The sequence below is a fragment of the Diaphorobacter ruginosibacter genome (genome assembly GCF_014395975.1).
Taxonomy (GTDB): domain Bacteria; phylum Pseudomonadota; class Gammaproteobacteria; order Burkholderiales; family Burkholderiaceae_C; genus Diaphorobacter_A; species Diaphorobacter_A ruginosibacter.
The window spans coordinates 911,972-929,899 of the sequence record NZ_CP060714.1; the positions used below are offsets into that span (position 1 = coordinate 911,972).

General features: G+C 65.7%; 13 protein-coding genes. 7 read left to right on the forward strand and 6 right to left on the reverse strand.

The features are described 5' to 3' along the window. Positions 1-33 precede the first annotated feature (33 nt). The 6 genes from boxB to H9K76_RS04150 form a co-directional block, all read right to left on the reverse strand. A complete protein-coding gene (gene boxB / locus H9K76_RS04125) occupies positions 34-1,461 on the reverse strand; it encodes a benzoyl-CoA 2,3-epoxidase subunit BoxB (RefSeq protein ID WP_187598309.1) in 1,428 nt (475 codons plus the stop codon). Positions 1,462-1,496: 35 nt separating this feature from the next. After that, positions 1,497-3,158, reverse strand: a complete 1,662-nt coding sequence (boxC, locus tag H9K76_RS04130) for a 2,3-epoxybenzoyl-CoA dihydrolase (RefSeq protein WP_187598310.1) — start codon at positions 3,156-3,158, stop codon at positions 1,497-1,499. Positions 3,159-3,354: 196 nt separating this feature from the next. Continuing rightward, a complete protein-coding gene (locus tag H9K76_RS04135; RefSeq protein ID WP_246475298.1) occupies positions 3,355-4,728 on the reverse strand; it encodes a c-type cytochrome in 1,374 nt (457 codons plus the stop codon). A 5-nt stretch (positions 4,729-4,733) separates the two neighbouring features. Continuing rightward, complete coding sequence (locus H9K76_RS04140; protein ID WP_187598312.1) at positions 4,734-5,315, reverse strand: (2Fe-2S)-binding protein; 582 nt, start codon at positions 5,313-5,315, stop codon at positions 4,734-4,736. Next, positions 5,312-8,290 (reverse strand): xanthine dehydrogenase family protein molybdopterin-binding subunit, encoded by a 2,979-nt coding sequence (locus H9K76_RS04145; RefSeq protein ID WP_187598313.1) that lies wholly within the window; start codon positions 8,288-8,290, stop codon positions 5,312-5,314. The genes H9K76_RS04140 and H9K76_RS04145 overlap by 4 nt, the downstream gene beginning before the upstream one ends. A 165-nt stretch (positions 8,291-8,455) precedes the next feature. Beyond that, positions 8,456-9,364 (reverse strand): helix-turn-helix transcriptional regulator, encoded by a 909-nt coding sequence (locus H9K76_RS04150; protein WP_187600446.1) that lies wholly within the window; start codon positions 9,362-9,364, stop codon positions 8,456-8,458. Between the two features lie 303 nt (positions 9,365-9,667). Here H9K76_RS04150 and H9K76_RS04155 point away from each other — a divergent pair, with 303 nt between their 5' ends. The 7 genes from H9K76_RS04155 (at position 9,668) to H9K76_RS04185 (ending at position 17,895) form a co-directional block, all read left to right on the forward strand. After that, positions 9,668-11,230 carry a 3,4-dehydroadipyl-CoA semialdehyde dehydrogenase gene (locus tag H9K76_RS04155; RefSeq protein ID WP_187600447.1) on the forward strand — a complete coding sequence of 521 codons (1,563 nt, stop codon included), beginning with the start codon at positions 9,668-9,670 and terminating at the stop codon, positions 11,228-11,230. A gap of 60 nt (positions 11,231-11,290) precedes the next feature. Continuing rightward, positions 11,291-12,841, forward strand: a complete 1,551-nt coding sequence (locus H9K76_RS04160) for a benzoate-CoA ligase family protein (RefSeq protein WP_187600448.1) — start codon at positions 11,291-11,293, stop codon at positions 12,839-12,841. Continuing rightward, entirely contained in the window at positions 12,838-13,695 is an 858-nt protein-coding gene (locus H9K76_RS04165; protein ID WP_246475300.1) for an alpha/beta fold hydrolase, read from the forward strand. The genes H9K76_RS04160 and H9K76_RS04165 overlap by 4 nt, the downstream gene beginning before the upstream one ends. 41 nt (positions 13,696-13,736) lie before the next feature. Then, positions 13,737-14,885, forward strand: a complete 1,149-nt coding sequence (locus H9K76_RS04170) for an ABC transporter substrate-binding protein (protein WP_425489718.1) — start codon at positions 13,737-13,739, stop codon at positions 14,883-14,885. Positions 14,886-15,138: 253 nt separating this feature from the next. Then, positions 15,139-16,011 (forward strand): branched-chain amino acid ABC transporter permease, encoded by an 873-nt coding sequence (locus H9K76_RS04175; RefSeq protein ID WP_187598315.1) that lies wholly within the window; start codon positions 15,139-15,141, stop codon positions 16,009-16,011. Positions 16,012-16,016: 5 nt separating this feature from the next. Next, entirely contained in the window at positions 16,017-17,096 is a 1,080-nt protein-coding gene (locus H9K76_RS04180) for a branched-chain amino acid ABC transporter permease (protein WP_187598316.1), read from the forward strand. After that, positions 17,089-17,895: an ABC transporter ATP-binding protein gene (locus H9K76_RS04185; RefSeq protein WP_187598317.1), complete on the forward strand. Its 807-nt coding sequence runs from the start codon at positions 17,089-17,091 to the stop codon at positions 17,893-17,895. Before H9K76_RS04180 ends, H9K76_RS04185 begins: the two co-directional genes overlap by 8 nt. Positions 17,896-17,928: the final 33 nt, after the last annotated feature.

Below are 17,928 nucleotides of genomic sequence, written 5' to 3' on the forward strand. Positions count from 1 at the left end.
GCTGCAGGCGCGAGCGGCAGGCGGATCGATGCATTACTGGAACTTCACATAGTCAAAGTCCACTGGCTGGCGGTTGATGCCCATGACCGGCGGTGCGATCCAGCCCGCGAACTTTCCGGGTGCGAGGCACTGCTTCATCAGCGATGCCACGAAGCTGCGATCTCCGTCCGTGGGCAGCCACTCGTTCTTGCGCGACTCCCATTCCTGCTCCGTCACCGGGCGGCCGTCAGGGCTCATGCGCACGCCGGCGAGCGCGCCGATCTGGCGGTTGAAGGCCTTGTGCGGCACGGAGAGGCGAAAGTCGATGCCGGCCTTTTCCATCACCTTGTTCCAGCGCGCCACACCGGCGTTGGAGTCCTTGATGTAGTCGTCGCGCAGCACTTCGTTGAGTGCATTGAGCATCGGCACATCCTTTTCCTGCAGCTTGCCGTCCACCACCTCGAGCACCTTGTAGCTCTGGTCGTGCAGCGCATGGTCGTCGGCACGCTTGCCCTCCTCATAGCGGCCCTTGAGGCCGGAGCTGTAGAACGTGGCGGCGTTGCTCGACTGGTCGGCGCCGAACAGGTCGATGGTCACGCTGTAGTGGAAGTTCAGGTAGCGCTGCATGGTGGGCAGGTCGATCACGCCCGCGGCACGCAGCTTGTTGACGTCGTCGGTACCGAGTTCATTCATGACCTGGCATGTGCGCTGCAGCACGCGCGAGACGCCCGATTCGCCCACGAACATGTGGTGGGCTTCCTCGGTCAGCATGAACCGGGTGGTGCGCGCCAGCGGATCGAATGCGCTCTCGGCGAGGGCGGCGAGCTGGAACTTGCCGTCGCGATCGGTGAAGTAGGTGAACATGAAGAACGACAGCCAGTCGGGCGTCTTCTCGTTGAATGCACCCAGGATGCGCGGATTGTTCTCGTCGCCCGACTGGCGCTCGAGCAGCGCCTCGGCTTCCTCGCGGCCATCGCGGCCGAAGTACTTGTGCAGCAGGTACACCATGGCCCACAGATGGCGGCCTTCCTCGACGTTGACCTGGAAGAGGTTGCGCAGGTCATAGAGCGAGGGTGCCGTCAGGCCGAGGTGGCGCTGCTGCTCCACAGAGGCGGGTTCGGTGTCGCCCTGCGTGACGATGATGCGGCGCAGGTTGGCGCGGTGCTCCCCGGGTACTTCCTGCCAGGCCTTCTCGCCCTTGTGATCCCCGAAATGGATCGTGCGATCCTGCTCCGCGGGGTTGAGGAAGATGCCCCAGCGGTAGTCGCGCATCTTCACGTAGCCGAACTGCGCCCAGCCCTGCGGGTCCACGCTGACCGCCGTGCGCAGGTAGACGTCGTAATGGGTCGAGCCCTCGGGGCCCACGTCGTCCCACCACTTGATGAAGTTGGGCTGCCAGCTCTCCAGGGCGCGCTGCAGCGTGCGGTCGCCGCTCAGGTCCACGTTGTTGGGAATCTTGACGCTGTAGTCGATCGTGCTCATCTCTCGTGTCTCCTTTGAAGCTTGCTGTGGATGGGTCAGACGCGGTTGAAGTCGAATCCCGCCTTCTGGCCGGAGCCATAGAGCTTGAGCGCGCCTTTTTCGCCCACTGCGTTGGGGCGAATGAAGATCCAGTTCTGCCATGCCGAGAGGCGTCCGAAGATGCGCGTGAGCATGTTCTCCCGACCGTTGAAGCGCAGGTTCGCCTCGAGGCCCGTGAGCGCATCGGAGGACATGGCGGCGCGTTCCTCGATGGCGATGCGGACTTCGTCATCCCAGTCGATGTCGTCCAGCGCGGCGGTCACCAACCCGATCCTCGCGGCCTCGTCTCCGGACAGGGATTGGCCGACGGCGGCGCGCACGGCCTCAAGCGGGCCGGGTTCATCGTGGAAGCGGCGCTGCAGGCGGCTCTGTCCGTTCACGAGCGGCAGAAGGCCGAAGTTGAATTCGTCCAGCTGCAACCGGGGTTCGCGTTCGGGCTCGTCGGGCAGCACCAGCATGTAGCAGCGGTCTGCGGCCAAGGCGAATTCCGCGAACATGCCGGCAAAGCACGAGCCCGGCTCGACGAGTGCGAACAGCGAGCGCGAGGACACGTCGATGCGCGCGAACGTGCGGCGCAGCAGGCCGAGGGTCTCGTGCACCAGCCAATGCTCCCTGTGCGCGAGCATGGCGGCGTCCGCCGCGAGCACCTGGGCCGCATCGCCCTCGGTCTTGAAGATCCAGGTGCCGATGTCGAGCTCGTTGGTGCGCAGGTGCAGGATGGCATCGTCGAGTTCGCGGCCCATGGCGAGCGGCCACCATGCGGCGCCGGCCTTCTCGATGGCGTCGATGCCGGCGGGCTGCTCGCCCTGCGGTGCCTTCACCGTGAAGGTGGCCGTGCGCCGGCTGCGGTCGATCTCGATGTGCACGTGGGTGTAGCGCAGGCTGTCGGCGGATTCCTCGCGTTCGATGCGGGTGAGGCGGATGCCCTGCGCCTGGGCGGGCCGCCGGCTCCCCTCGGCCAGCCGGTTCGCGCGTTCGGCCACGACGTCGGCAAACTGTGCGGGTTTGGCGATGGCATCGACCAGGCGCCAGTCCACGGCCCGCTGGCCACGCACGCCTTCCACGCTGGTGCAGAAGATGTCCGCGAGGTCGCTGCGCACATGGCGCTTGTCGGTCACGCGCGTGAGGCCGCCGGTGCCGGGAAGCACGCCGAGCAGCGGCACCTCCGGCAGCGAGACGGAAGAGGAACGGTCGTCGATCAGCACGATATCGTCGCACGCCAGCGCGAGCTCGTAGCCACCGCCTGCGCAGGCGCCGTTCACGGCCGCCACGAACTTGAGTCCGCTGTGCTGCGAGCTGTCCTCGATTCCGTTGCGCGTCTCGTTGGTGAACTTGCAGAAATTCACCTTCCATGCATGCGAGGACACACCCAGCATGAAGATGTTCGCGCCCGAGCAGAAGATGCGGTCCTTGCCGCTGGTGACGATCACCGTGCGCACCTGGGGGTGCTCGAAGCGGATCCGGTTGAGCGCGTCATGAAGCTCGATGTCCACGCCCAGGTCGTAGCTGTTGAGCTTGAGCTTGTAGCCGGGACGGATGCCTCCGTCCTCCGCGATGTCGAGTCGCATGCGCGCGATCTGTCCGTCCACGTCGAACGACCAGTGACGGTACTGCGACGGCTCGATGCGGTAATCGACGATGGGTTGCTGCTGTGTCATGTCGTCCTCTTCGGATGAAAGATAGTGCTTCTATCTCGATGTCATGAGCACAATTATGCATGTTTTGAAAATGACTGCACATCGGAACATGCAGTATTTTGCATTTTCAGGGTAAATACTGACTGCAGGAGCCGGTTCTGCCGAGCTGCGGCATCCAGAGATGCCGCAGCCTCTCATCCATGGAGTGATCCTCCGTTCAGGGCGCGATCGCGCGATCGGCCTTCTTGGCTGCACCGCGTAGTTCCGCGGCGCGTGCGGCGGTGATGTCCGCGCGCTGTCCGCCCATCTGCCCGCGCACATAGTTGGCAAGGTCGGCCACCGCCTGGTCATCGAGCTCGTGGGCGAAACCGGGCATGCCGGGCAGGGTGGTCGGACCCGCCTGCTCTCCCGTGCGTCGGGGCAGGCCGACCAGAATCGACAGCACGAGGTTGCGGCCGTCTGCCTGGCGCACCGTGCTGTTGCCGTGCAACGGGGGCATGGTGAGTTGGCGTCCGAGTCCCTCGGATCCGTGGCAACTCGCACACAGCGCCATGTAGTGGCTGCGGCCCGCGGCAAGCGAGGTGGTGTCGATGGGGGCAACGGGTTGCGGCGGCGGCGGTGCGTCGCCCAGCAGGAACGTGACCATCGCCCTGGCATCGGCATCGCTCAGGTATTGCGTGCTGTTGGCAATGACCGGGTGCATTTCGTCGAACGCGCTGCCGGACGCGGAATAGCCGCGCCGCAGGAACTGCTCCAGGCTCTCGGCGCTCCAGCCGCGCTCGGCCAGTTGCCCGGCAGTGATGCCGGGTGCGGAAAACAGTCCCAGGGTGCCGCCGGCAAGCCAGTGCGACTTCTCCATGCCGCCGAGCGCGCTGCGCGGCGTATGGCATTCGGCGCAGTGGCCCATTACGTTGCCCAGGTAGCGGCCACGCTGCCATTCGGCGCTCTGGCCCTGCGAGGCCGTGGGCAGTTCATCCCCGCGCAAGTAGAGCATCTTCCAGCCGAGCATGAGCACGCGCAGGTTGAACGGAAAGGGCATCTGCGGCTTCTGGTTGGGTGTGGCAGCCGCGGGCTGGTTCATCAGGTAGCCGTAGATCAGGTCGGCGTCCTCGCGCTTCATGCGGTGGTAGGACGCGTAGGGCATGGCAGGATAGAGCTGGCGCCCGCCGGGTGCCGTACCGTTGGTGACGGCCTTGTAGAACTCATCCGCACTCCAGCGGCCGATGCCAAGGTCGGGATCGGGGGTGATGTTGGTGCCGAACACCGTACCGAAGCCGGTCTCGAGCGGCGTGCCGCCTGCGAAGGCAGGCGCCTTGCCGCTGCTGTGGCAGGCCGCGCAATCACCCATGCGTGCAAGGTACTCGCCCTGCTTGAGCTGCTGCGGTGTTACCTGGACTTTCTGCGGCTCGCGATCGGGCAGCACGTGCCGGTTCCCCATGATGGCGGCAATCGCGAACAGGACCAGCAGAACGAGGATGAGCACAGCGGCATTGCGCAGAAGGTGGCGCCTGCGGGGGCGCGTGGCGGACGCACGGGGCTGCTGCGCGTGCGGCTGCGGGGGGCTTTCCAATGGGGCGCTGTGGGGATTCATGGCGCTCATCCTTTCGTGGTGTAGCCGGGCGTGTTCAGGATCACGTCCTTCACGGCGGAGAAATAGCGCACATAGCCCGTGCAACGACACAGATGCGTGCCGAGCGACTCGGAGATCGTCTTCTCGACATCAGACTTCGCGATCGGCGCCTTGGCAAGGCGTTCGAGCAAGGCGGTCGCGCCGATCACGAAGCCGGGTGTGCAATAGCCGCACTGGAAGCTGAAGTGCTCAAGGTACTTCTGCTGCACGGGGGCCAACGCAATCACCTTGCGCTGCTGCGCAGCACCGCTGGTGTCGGCGGCGGCCTGCGCCGCATCCGCAATGCCCTCGATGGTGCGCACCCGTTTGCCCGCGAAATAGTGCGCGCCGGTGATGCAGGTGCGCATTTCCTTGCTGCCGCCCGCTTCGTCGTCAACCAGTACGACACAGGCGCGGCACTCGCCGATGCCGCAGCCCAGGCGCGAACCGGTGAGGTTTTGGTACTCGTGGAGGAAGGCAATCATGGGCAGGCCTTCGGGCACATCGACCGGGCCGACCGCCTGGCCGTTGATCGTCAGTTGAAGAGGCTTGGTGGTGAGTGGGCTCATGATGCAAGCGCCTCCTTGATCTTGGCTGGTGTCACGGGCAGGTCGTAGAAGCGCTTGCCGATGGCCTCGTGAATGCCGGTGACGATGGCGGCGACGATCGGAATCATCACCACTTCGGCGATGCCCTTGGGTGGATCGGTCTCCGAGAGCGGGGCCAGCAGTTCCGAGGTCTGCTTCCACACAGCCACCTCGTGGGCGCGCGGCAGGTGGTAACGGTGGAGGTTCCAGTCACCGTCGCCCGGGCCGCCTTCGTACAGCGGCATGGTTTCGTAGAGTGCGTGCCCTATGCCCATCGCGATGCCGCCCTCGAGCTGGCTTTTCACGAGCTCGGACACGATGGGCTTGCCACACTCCATGATGTGGTGGTGGTTCAGCACGAGCACGTCGCCCGTATCGGTGTCCACCGCGATTTCGGCGAGGGCGCCGTTGGCGCTGTAGTAGGTGACGCCCGCGTTGCCGCGCTGCGTGGGGGGATAGAAAAGATTCCGGCGAGCCAGCATCTGGTACTCGCCCGCAGTGGCCGCGCCGAGAAGCGCATCCTCGACGGGCGTTGCGGCGGCAGCGGCGGGCTGCGGTTGCTCGGGCGGTGCGGCACCAGCCACCTGGTCGGGCCTGCCATGGCGTATCGACAGCCCGTCGAGCGGCCTGCGCTCCGTTTTGCCGGCAATCTCGAAGTCCGCCTCCGCCCACTGCCAGCGATTGAAGGCATGGCCGACGGCTCCGGTCACAAGCTTCAGCTCGTAGGCCTTGCGTGCCAGCGCCTGCAGCGACAGGGGCTCCATGCCGTTGGCCGTGAGCATCCCGTTCACCCAGCGTGCATCCTCGCGGCGCACGGCATAGGGGGCGAACTGTCCGCCGCCCAGGCCCTTGCTCCAGATCGCCACGGCGGCGGGCCACAGGCCGTTCTCGAACACCACTCGCGCGGTCTCAGCGGTGGTGTGGCTGAAGAAGTAGGCCGAGTTGCTGGCGCTGCTGGGTGAGCAGAATGCGGGAGTCCATCGCGGGTTGGTCATCAGCCGGTCCTGGTCGGCCTGCGGCATCGTGAAATTGTCCCCTTCGGCCTTGAGCGGCAGCTCGGGCCAGTCGATGCGTGAGGTGTGCAACTCGTCGGCCGGCTTGCCGAACCACTGCACGCACAGCTGCGCCTGCGAGGTGCCCATGCCGGTGCCGATCTCGGTGCCCGAGATGTAGAGGATCACCCGGCCCTCGGGCGTGAACTCCACGCGCGAGAAGTTGGCTTCGCCACCGGTACCGAAATCCTTCTGCACGCATGCGAATCCCACGCCGTATTTCTGGCCCGGATGTGCGGCTTCATAGCTGGCCTTGCGCTTGGCGCGCTCGGTCCAGATCGGATGCTGGCGCGCCCGCTCCAGCACCTCGCGCGTGCGGATCGCGCCGGCGGCAATCGCCCCTTGCGTATTCTTGCCGCCCGAGGGCAGGAGATTGCGCAACCGCAGCTCGATGGGGTCGAGTTTCAGTTCGCCTGCGATCTCGTCCATCATCAGCTCGGTGGCCACCATGCTCTGCAAAGTACCGTAGCCGCGCGCCGAGCCGGCATCGAGTGCACGCGAGGACAGCGCGGTCGAGGTGAGGTCGTTCTTGGGGAAATAGTAGATCGACTGCGCTGCCGTCGCTCCCACAAGCGCTACCGAGGCCGAGAAGTTGGCGCGCCCGCCGCCGTTGCACGTCATGTTGCCGACTACGGACTGCAGCAGGCCGTTCTGGCGGTTGATCGCGAAGGTGTAGTCGATCTCGAACGCGTGGCGCTTCAGCGAGGTCTGGAACTGCTCGAAGCGGTTGTTGGCGATGCGCACAGGCTTGCCGTCGGCGTACAGCGCGATCATTGCGCCGATGAAGGGCATGGGTGCATGGTCCTTGGAGCCGTAGCCGACCGTATAGCAAGGATGCACGAACAGGTTCCTGAGCGGAAAGCGGCTTGCCTTGACCATGGCCGCAGCGCTCTCGGCCACCTCTTGCGGCGACTGCGTGGCGATCACCATGTGAAGGCTTTGGGATGCCGGGTCATACCAGCAGTTGGCATTGTCGGGCTCGAGCGCCGCGGTGTCGATCGATTGCGTGGCGTAGTGGCGCTTCATCACAAGCCAATCAGCCGGAGGCGTCGCGAGCTCGTTGGCGATCTGTTCGGCTGCACGCAGGCCATTTGCCGTGACCAGGTCGGCCTCGGCGATCTTCGGCCATACGATGGGCTTGCGTTCCTTGGGAAATAGCGTGTTGTCCTTGAGGCTTGAGTACACGTCATCGTCGAAGGGCGTCGCTCCGCCCATGCGCACGTAGCGGAACACGCCCCAGGGTTCGCGGTCCAAGGGGCCTGTCACCTTGCCGTAGCGCACCACATCCGGCGTGGCCTGCAGGCGTTCCTTCGCGAAGTGAAAGCGCGCGAAGTCGTGGTAGATGAGGAACGCCACGGCATGGCCGAGGTAGGCAGGCGTCTTGCCCTTGGGCAGCAGCACGTCCTCGCCATAGAAGGCGGGAAAGGCCACTCCGTCCCTCACAAGATCCTCGGCGGTGACGAGCCGGTCAGGCTTGAGGTCCTCGCCCAGCGCGGAGAGATCGATGTCCTCGAACAGCCGGTCCGCGAGCGTTGCGCGCACGATGAACGCATGCGACTGGGTCTGCGGCCAGTGCGGCATGTCACGCGCCCGGATGTCGCGCGCAAAGATCTTTCTGCCGGTGACCTTGGCGTGACCATCCAGTCGGAACAGGGGGGCTTGGGTACCCACGGCGCGATCGACGGGCGTGAGCAGTTTCTGCTCGAACAGCGTCGCATAGGCCCGGCTGGCCAGCGGCGCCACGAAGACACTGACGCCTGCGATGGTCAGGCCCTGCAGAAATCCCCTGCGCGAGAGGATGGCGGAGTCCGGCGGGGCGGGTGTGGCGTCTTCCGGTGGCGCGGCGGGAGCGGCACATGGAGAAGACGCTTGCAAAGACGTTTGCAACGGGCGTTGGACGCGCATGGACGCATGCTCCTTGCTGTGGTGGGGAACAGCCCGGGCATCACATCGCGGGATCGTGGATGGCGTTCAATGCGCCCGGCAAGGGTTATGAGTCACCACTCTAGGCCGCTGGCGCAGCACCCCTTGTAGGCCAAGCGCGTCAAATGGTTGTGCATGCAGTTCAGTTCAGTGCGCAACCAGCGCCTTCAGCTGGGCCAGGCTCTGCTCCAGTGTTCTGCCGCTGGTGTCGAGCACATGGTCGGCCTTGGAGTAGAACTCGCGGCGACCGTCCAGGATGCGCCGCAGGTCGTCCATGGCTTCCGGGTTCGCCGCCATGGGCCGCGTATCGCCCTGTGCGATCACGCGGCCCATGTGTTCCTCGGGCTGGGCCTGCAGCCACACCGTGGTGCAATGCGACAGCAGTTCGTTGAAGGTGGCCGGATCGGAGACGATGCCGCCCGGCGTGGCGATCACCACGTCGGTGTGGATCTGCACGGTCTCCTCGAGCGCGCGGCGTTCGTAGCGGCGGTATCCGCTCACGCCATAGAGATCGTAGATCTCGCGCACGCTGCAGCCGGCCAGCGCCTCGATCTCGTGGTTCAGCTCGACGAAGGTCACGCCCAGCGCATCGGCCAGCATGCGGGCGAGCGTGGACTTGCCCGCGCCGCGCAGGCCGATCAACGCAATGCGTGAGTGCCGATGCCGGTCGCCGCTGGGAGCCGTGCCCAGGAGCTCGCCGGCGGCCATGCGCACGCGGCGCAGTTCGTCTTCATTGCGGTGTTCCAGGAGCTCGCGAATCAGCAGCCATTCGGCGCTGGAGGTGGTGACGTCGCCCAGCAGCTCTGCCATGGAGCACTGCAGTGCCTGCGAGATCTGGTGCAACACCAGGATGGACACGTTACCCGTGCCGTATTCGAGGTTGGCAAGATGCCGCTCCGACACCTCGGCACTCACCGCCAGGCTGCGGCGCGTGAGCCCGCGTCGCGCCCGCAGCTCGCGCACGCGCTCGCCCAGGGCGTGCAGCAGCTGGTTCCTGCCGGCGGCCTCGGATGAACCGTCCGGTCCCTCATCACCCGCTGGGTGCTCCGCTTGCATCTGCTCCATAAGACTTCCTGATAGAAGGCACGAATCATAAACACTGGCTTGCAACGCGATGCGGCCGGGGGTGAGAACGCACCCGCCAGGTTCGCTTTGCTTCCAAGGGTTAGTACGAGTTATGCAATATAGTGCTTGACACTGCATTGTATCCTAATTATCTTTCATGTACACGCACAATAATGCATGTGAAAGATGCCGATGGCGTTTCTGACATGCGCAATGGAGACATCCTATGAATGCATCGAATGGATCGCAGGCGGGGCCAGCCCTCTGGCGGATCATGGACGGCGGGTGGGCATCATGAGCGAACTGTTGCTCAACCATGTGAGTGGACGCTGGCAGGCAGGAAGTGGTGCTGGCGCTGTGCTGCGCGACCCGGTGCTCGGCACGGAACTGGTGCGGGTGGATGCCTCCGGCATCGATCTGGCGGGCGCCTTCGCCTTTGCCCGCGATACCGGAGGCGCGGCGTTGCGCGGCATGACCTATGGGGAGCGCGCAGGACTGCTGGCGGCGATTGCCGCCGTGCTGCAGCAGCACCGCGATGCGTACTACGAGATTTCCACCGCCAACTCCGGTACGGTCAAGAACGACACGGCCGTCGACGTGGACGGGGCCATCTACACGCTGGGCCAGTATGCGCGCTGGGGCGCATCATTAGGCTCGGTGCGCCACCTGCAAGACGGCGATGCCGTAGCGCTTGCCAAGGACGGGGTGTTCCGGTCGCAGCATGTGCAGGTGCCCACGCAGGGCGTGGCGCTGTTCATCAATGCATTCAACTTTCCCTCATGGGGCCTGTGGGAGAAGGCTGCGCCGGCCCTGCTGTCGGGCGTTCCGGTGATCGTCAAGCCGGCGACCGCTACCGCCTGGCTCACGCAGCGCATGGTCCGGGACGTGATCGACGCGGGCGTGCTGCCGGCAGGGGCGCTTTCCGTGATCTGCGGCAGCGCGGCGGGACTCGTGGAGCAATTGCAGCCCATGGACGTGGTGTCGTTCACGGGCTCTGCGGATACTGCCGCGGTGATACGCGCAAGCGACGCGGTCACGCGGCATGCGGTGCGCGCGAACATCGAGGCCGACAGTGTCAACAGCGCGCTGCTGCTGCCCGGACATGCCGCGGATGGCGAAGCCACCCGTTTGCTGGTGCGCGAGGTGGTGCGTGAAATGACGGTGAAGTCAGGTCAGAAATGCACGGCCATCCGCCGCGTGCTCGTGCCCGAGGCGCTGTATGACGACGTGGCCCAGGCGATCGGAGCAGCACTGGCGAAGACCGTCACGGGCAATCCCCGCAATGAATCGGTGCGCATGGGATCGCTGGTGAGCCGGGCACAGCTGGCGTCGGTGCAGCAGGGGCTTGCCGAACTGGAGCGGGTCGCCGAGCTATTGCATGACGGACGCACCCAGGCGCTGGTGGATGCCGATCCGGCGATCGCGGCCTGCATGCAGCCCGTGTTGCTGGGGGCGCGGGATGCGGACGGTTCCGGGCGGGTGCATGACATGGAGGTGTTCGGCCCGGTCGCCACCTTGCTGCCCTACCGTGACCTGGCGCATGGCCTGGCACTTGCGCATCGCGGCCACGGCTCGCTTGTCGCTTCGCTGTATGGCGAGGATGCACAGGCGCTTGCGGCGGCCTCGCTCGATCTGTCCGCGTCGCATGGCCGAGTGCATGTGGTCACGCCCGATGTCGCGAAGACCCACACCGGCCATGGCAACGTGATGCCGCAGTCGCTGCACGGCGGCCCGGGCCGCGCAGGTGGTGGCGCCGAGCTCGGTGGATTGCGTGCGCTCGACTTCTATCACCGCCGTGCGGCGGTGCAGGCGAGCCCGTCGGTGCTCGGCTTCCTCCAGGCATCCAAGGGGGAATGAGCCATGTTGCAGGCAGTGCGCTGTTCACCCAAGCCCGTCGAGCCAGTCAAGGAGAGCGATGTGATCGATTTCGACAAGCCATTCAACTTTGCCGAGCATCTGTTCGCCGCCAACCGGGCGCGGGCCGACAAGATCGCCTACATCGACGACCGAGGCTCGCTTTCCTATGGACAGCTCGAGGAGCAGGCGCGCTGCCTGGCCGGTGCGCTCGTGGCCAGCGGCATCCACCGCGAGGAGCGCGTGCTGCTGGCCATGCAGGACATGCGGGAGTGGGTGGTCGCGTTCCTGGGCTCCATGTATGCCGGCGTGGTACCGGTGGCGGTCAATACGCTGCTTACGGCGGACGACTATGCCTACATGCTGGAGAACAGCCGCGCGCAGGCGATCTTCACCAACGGAGCGATGCTGCCCGTGCTGCAGCAGGCCATGAAGCGCTCCGATCACGAAGTGCGGCAGATCTGGGTCGCGCATCCCGAGGCAGACGAGACGCTGCCGACTGGCAGCGTGGCATGGAACGACTGGCTGGCCGGGCACGCGCCGCTCGCGCGGCCCGCACGCACCATGGGCGACGATCCGGGGTTCTGGCTGTATTCATCGGGCTCCACCGGCAAGCCCAAGGGCACGGTGCACACGCAGGCCAATCCCTACTGGACGGCCGAGCTCTACGGCAAGGCCGTTCTCGGCCTGCGCGAGAGCGACGTGTGCTTTTCGGCGGCCAAGCTGTTCTTTGCATACGGCCTGGGCAATGCGGTGACCTTTCCCCTCAGCGTGGGAGCGACCGTGGTGCTGATGGCCGAGCGGCCGACGCCCGAGGCCACATTCGCGCGCTGGATCCAGCACCAGCCCACCGTGTTCTTCGGTGCGCCCACGGGCTTTGCGGGCATGCTCGCGCACCCCGCGCTGCCCGCGCGCGAGAAGGTCCGCCTGCGCATGTGCTCGTCGGCGGGCGAGGCGCTGCCCGCCGAGCTCGCGCAGCGCTTCAAGGCACATTTCGACGCGGACATCGTCGATGGCCTGGGCTCGACCGAGATGCTGCACATCTTCCTGTCCAACCGCCCGGACGACATCCGCTACGGCACCACGGGCAGGCCGGTGCCGGGCTACGAAGTCGAGCTGCGTGGCGAGGATGGCAGGCCGGTCGCGGACGGGGAGATCGGCGACCTCTTCATCAAGGGCCCGAGCACCGCGCTGATGTACTGGAACAACCGGAGCAAATCGCGCGACACCTTTCGCGGCGAATGGCTCAAGAGCGGCGACAAGTACAGCCGCGATACCGACGGCTATTACACCTATGCGGGCCGCAGCGACGACATGCTCAAGGTCAGCGGCATCTACGTCTCGCCTTTCGAGGTGGAGGCCACGCTGATGCAGCACCCGTCGGTGCTGGAGGCGGCCGTGGTCGGGAAAATGGACCAGGATGGCCTGTTCAAGCCCAAATCCTTCGTGGTCTGTAAGCCGGGCATGGCGGTGAGTGAGCAGGAGCTCAAGGCCTTCGTGAAGGAGCGGCTGGCACCCTACAAGTACCCGCGCTTCGTGGAGTTCGTGGACGAGCTTCCCAAGACGGCGACCGGCAAGATCCAGCGTTTCCGGCTGCGCGAGGGGGCGCCATGAGCGCGCGGATGGAACACCGCGCGGCGGAACGGGTGGCGCCCGAACCGGGCGAAGGCCGCTACGTCGTGCGCCTGCCCTGGCGCGGGCGCAGCGTGGAGGTCGAGTACCAATGGCTGGCGCCTGCCGGCGGCGATGGCTCCGGGCCGGTGATCGTCTTCCTGCACGAGGGGCTGGGCTCGATCGCCATGTGGAAGGATTTTCCGCAGCAGGTCTGCGACGCAACGGGCCTGCGCGCCCTGGTGTATTCGCGGCCGGCCTATGGCTGGTCCACGCCGCGCGAGGCCGATGAGCGCTGGCAGCCCGACTTCATGCACCGGCAAGCCCATGAGGTGTTGCCCGAGCTGCGCCGGGCCCTGAACCTGGAGGCGCCGATCTGGCTGCTGGGCCACAGCGACGGCGGCAGCATCGCACTGCTGCATGCGGCGCGATTTCCCGCATCGGTGGCGGGGGCTGTATTGCTCGCGCCACATGTGATGGTGGAGGACATCTCCATCGAGAGCATAGCCAAGGCGGCGCAGGCCTATGCGACAACCGGCCTGCGCGAGCGGCTCTCGCGCTACCACGCCGATGTGGATTCGGCGTTCGGCGGCTGGTCGGGCATCTGGCTCGACCCCGGCTTCCGCCAATGGAATATCGAGCACGAGGCCTCGCAACTCAGCGTTCCCACCCTTGCCATCCAGGGAGTGAACGATGAATATGGCTCGCTCGAACAGATCCGGCGCATCGCGCGCCACGGGCGGGACGTGGCGCTGCTGGAGCTATCGGAATGCGGACATTCCCCACATCGTGATCAGGCAACACAGGTCATCATCGCCGTACGCAATTTCATGCAGAAAAACAGGAGACAACCATGAGCAACGCACACTGGAACATCAAATGGAACGGCGCACTCGCCATGACCGCACTGGCAAGCCTTGCATGCCTGCCGGGCGCGGCCTTCGCACAGGCCGCGGACAAGATCAAGGTGGGCTTCATGCTGCCCGCGAGCGGGACCTATGCGGCACTCGGCGTGGCCATCGAGAACGGCTTTCGCATGTATGTGGGCGAGCAGGGCGGCAAGCTCGGCGGGCGCGAGATCGAGTACTTCAAGGTGGATGACGAGTCCGATCCCGCCAAGGCGACCGACAACGTGAACCGGCTCATCAAGCGTGACAAGGTCGACGTGCTGGTGGGCACGGTGCATTCCGGCGTGGCCATGGCCATGGCGCGGGCCGCCAAGGAAAGCAACACCATCCTCATCGTGCCCAATGCGGGCGCCGACGCGGTGACCGGGCCCATGTGCGGGCCGACGATCTTTCGCTCCTCCTTCAGCAACTGGCAGACCGCCTACCCCATGGGCGTGGTCGCGGCCAAGCAGGAGGGCAAGAAGAATGCGATGACCATCACCTGGAAATACGCGGCCGGCGAGGAGGCCGTCAACGGATTCAAGGAAGGGTTCGAGAAGAATGGCGGCAAGGTGGCCAAGCAGCTCACGGTGCCGTTTCCAAACGTGGAGTTCCAGGCGCTGCTGACCGAGATCGCAGCGGCCAAGCCCGATGCCGTCTTCGCCTTCTTCGCGGGCGCGGGTGCGGTGAAGTTCGTCAAGGACTATCATGCCGCCGGCCTGTCCAAGACCATTCCGCTGTATGGCCCGGGTTTCCTGACCGACGGTACGCTCGATGCGCAGGGCGAGGCTGCACAGGGCATGCTCACCACGCTGCACTACGCGGACGAACTGGGAACGGAGCGTGACAAGGCCTTCCGCACCAACTATGCCAAGGCCTACAAGCTGATGCCCGACGTCTATGCCGTGCAGGGCTACGATGCGGCCCAGATGCTGGCCGTGGGCCTGAAGGCGGCGGGCGGCGACATCGGCAAGAAGGACGTGTTCCGAGCGGCCGTCGAGAAGGCCACCATCGCCAGCCCGCGTGGCGACTTCACGCTGAGCAAGGCACACAACCCGGTGCAGGACATCTATCTGCGCAAGGTCGAGGGCAAGGAGAACAGGAAGCTCGGCGTGGCCGTGAAGGGCCTGGCCGATCCGGCGCGTGGTTGTAAGTTGTGAGGGAACACCCCCTGAGGCGCTGCGCGCCTTCCCCCCTCTCTGGAATGGCTGTGCCATTCGGGAGGGGGGACGCAGCCCTCGCTGCGGGGCGGCCCTTGCTCGGCTGCCCTGGCCTGGGCAGCGCCAGTTTGATAGGTCGCGTCCGGACCTGACCTTCCCTGAGGCGCTTCGTGCCTGGCCTGGGGCGCAGCGTTTGTGGGGTGGCGCGCGGAAATGACTTCTCCTCCGTGAAAAATTGAATGACGAGGCTACCGTGGATCTTGCGACTTTTCTGGTGCAGTGCCTGAACTCCGTCCAGTACGGGCTGTTGCTGTTCCTGCTGTCATCCGGACTGACGCTGATCTTCGGCATCATGGGTGTGATCAATCTCGCGCATGGCAGCTTCTACATGATCGGCGCATACATGGCGTTCGCCCTCGCGCCCTATCTGGGCCAGCACTTCATCACCATGCTGGTGGTGGGCGTGATCCTCGCCGTGGTGCTGGGCTACCTGCTGGAGTGGGCCTTCTTCAGCTTTCTCTATGAGCGGGACCATCTGCAGCAGGTGCTGATGACGTTCGGCCTGATCCTGGTGTTCGAGGAACTGCGCGCCATCCTCGTCGGCAACGATGTGCACGGCGTGCAGCCACCGGAGTGGCTGTCGGGCAGCTTTTCCCTGGCGGGCATGATGAGCTACCCCTGGTACCGGGTCTTCGCTGCGGTCGCCTGCCTCGTCGTGGCCTTCGCGATGTACTGGATGGTCAATCGCACGCGCCTGGGAATGATGGTGCGTGCGGGTGCAAGCAACCGTGACATGGTGCGCGGCCTGGGCATCAACATCAAGCGGCTGTACCGCATCGTGTTCGCGATGGGCGTGGCGCTGGCGGCGCTGGCCGGCATGATCGCCGCGCCGATGGCGTCGGTCTACCCCAACATGGGGTCCGGCGTGCTCATCATCTGCTTCGTGGTGGTGGTGATCGGCGGCATCGGTTCGATCACCGGCGCGCTGGTGGCATCGCTGCTGGTGGGGTTTGTCGATACCTTCGGCAAGGTGTTTTTTCAGGAACTCAGTGGCATGAGCATCTATCTGCTGATGGCCGTCATCTTGGTGTGGCGGCCCGAAGGCCTCATGGGAAAGAGGAGCTGACGCATATGACCGCCGCTGATTCCCGTTCCGCCGTCCTGGCGGACGCGCAGGACTATGCCGAGGCGCCGCTGGTCACCTCGAAGGGCATGGCCGCGCCCGATGCGCGGGCGCTGATTCTTCCGCTGGCCTGCGCGATGGTGCTGGCACTGCTGGCACCGGTCTGGTCGTCCTACCTCTCGGATCTGGTCGTGAAGATCATGATCCTGTCGATCTTCGCGCTCAGCCTGCAGCTGCTGGTGGGCGGAACGGGCCTGGTGAGCCTGGGGCATGCCGCGTTCTTCGGTATCGGTGCGTATGCCACTGTTCTGGCCTCGCCGCAGGAGGGCGGCAACCTGCTGGTGCTGCTGCTGGCAGCCATTGCAGCGAGCGGGCTGTGCGCGCTGTTCATCGGCGCGTTCAGCCTGCGTACCAGGGGCGTCTACTTCATCATGGTGACGCTGGCGTTCGCGCAGCTGGGCTACTTTGTCTTCCACGATACCTCGGTCGGTGGCGGCAGCGACGGCATCTATCTGATGGTGCGGCCGGCCCTCGGCGTCATCGACATGGAAAGCGGCCGCACGCAGTACTACGTGGTGCTGGCCGCGCTCGTGGTCGTGTACGCACTGCTCGCGCTGATCGCACGCTCCCGTTTCGGTGCGGCGCTTGCGGGCATCCGCGTGAACGAGCAGCGCATGCGAGCGGCGGGATTCTCAACCTACTGGTACAAGCTGGCGGCATTCGTGATTGCGGGCGTGCTCGCGGGCGTCGCGGGGTTCCTGCTGGCCGCCCGCGACGGCGTGGTCAACCCGGAACTGCTGGCCTGGCATCACTCGGGTGAAGTGCTGCTGATGGTGATCCTGGGTGGCATCGGTTCGCTGCGCGGCGCCGTGATCGGCACGGTGACGTTCGTGCTGCTCAAGGAACTGCTCGGAACGCATGCGATCGTGGGCCCGCTGGCCGATCACTGGCAGCTCACGCTCGGCCTGTCCATCATCGTGCTCGTGGCCCTGCTGCCGAAGGGCGTGATGGGCATCGGCGCACAGCTTCGGGCACGGCGCGCGGCGGGCAGCGACGCTGCCGCAAAGGGAGGTGCGCATCATGGCTGACACGGCGGCTGCGGTTTCCACGGCATCGGCAGCGCCCCTGGTGGCGCCGAAGCTCTCGGTGCGCGGCCTCACGCGCATGTTCGGCGGGCTGATCGCCGTGAACGGTGTCGATCTCGACCTGCATGTGGGCGAGGTGCATGCGGTGATCGGCACGAACGGCGCGGGCAAGTCCACGCTTATCAACATGCTGTCCGGCGAGATGGCGGCCAGCAGCGGTGACATCCGGCTCGACGGCCGGGAGGTGACGCGCATGCCGCAGCCGCAGCGCGCGAGGGCCGGTATCGGGCGCAGCTACCAGCGCACGACGATCTTTCCCGAATTTTCCGTACTCGAGAATTGCCGCCTTGCGGCGCAGGCGCAGGCTCACCCTAGGCCATGGCGCATCTGGGAGTCGGCAGGCCGCTGCCGCCTGAGCAACGAGCGCGCCCGTGTTGCACTCGAGCGCGCGGGGTTGCTGGCGCATCAGCATGTGCAGGCAGGCAGCCTGAGTCATGGTGCCAAGCGGCAGCTCGAAGTGGCCATGTGCCTGGCCACGCGGCCGCAGGTGTTGCTGCTCGACGAGCCGCTGGCCGGCATGGGCGCGGAGGAAACGGAGCGCATGCTGGGCCTGCTGCAGGAACTCAAAGCCGGACACGCGGTGCTGCTGGTCGAGCATGACATGGACGCGGTGTTCCGCATTGCCGACCGCATCACCGTGATGGTGAACGGAAGCGTCGTCGCCAGCGGCACGCCGGACGCCATCCGTGTCGATCCGGTCGTGCGCACGGCGTATCTCGGAGAGGAGCAGATGCATGGATGAAGCGCTCGCGCAACAGCGCCCGACCGCTGTGCA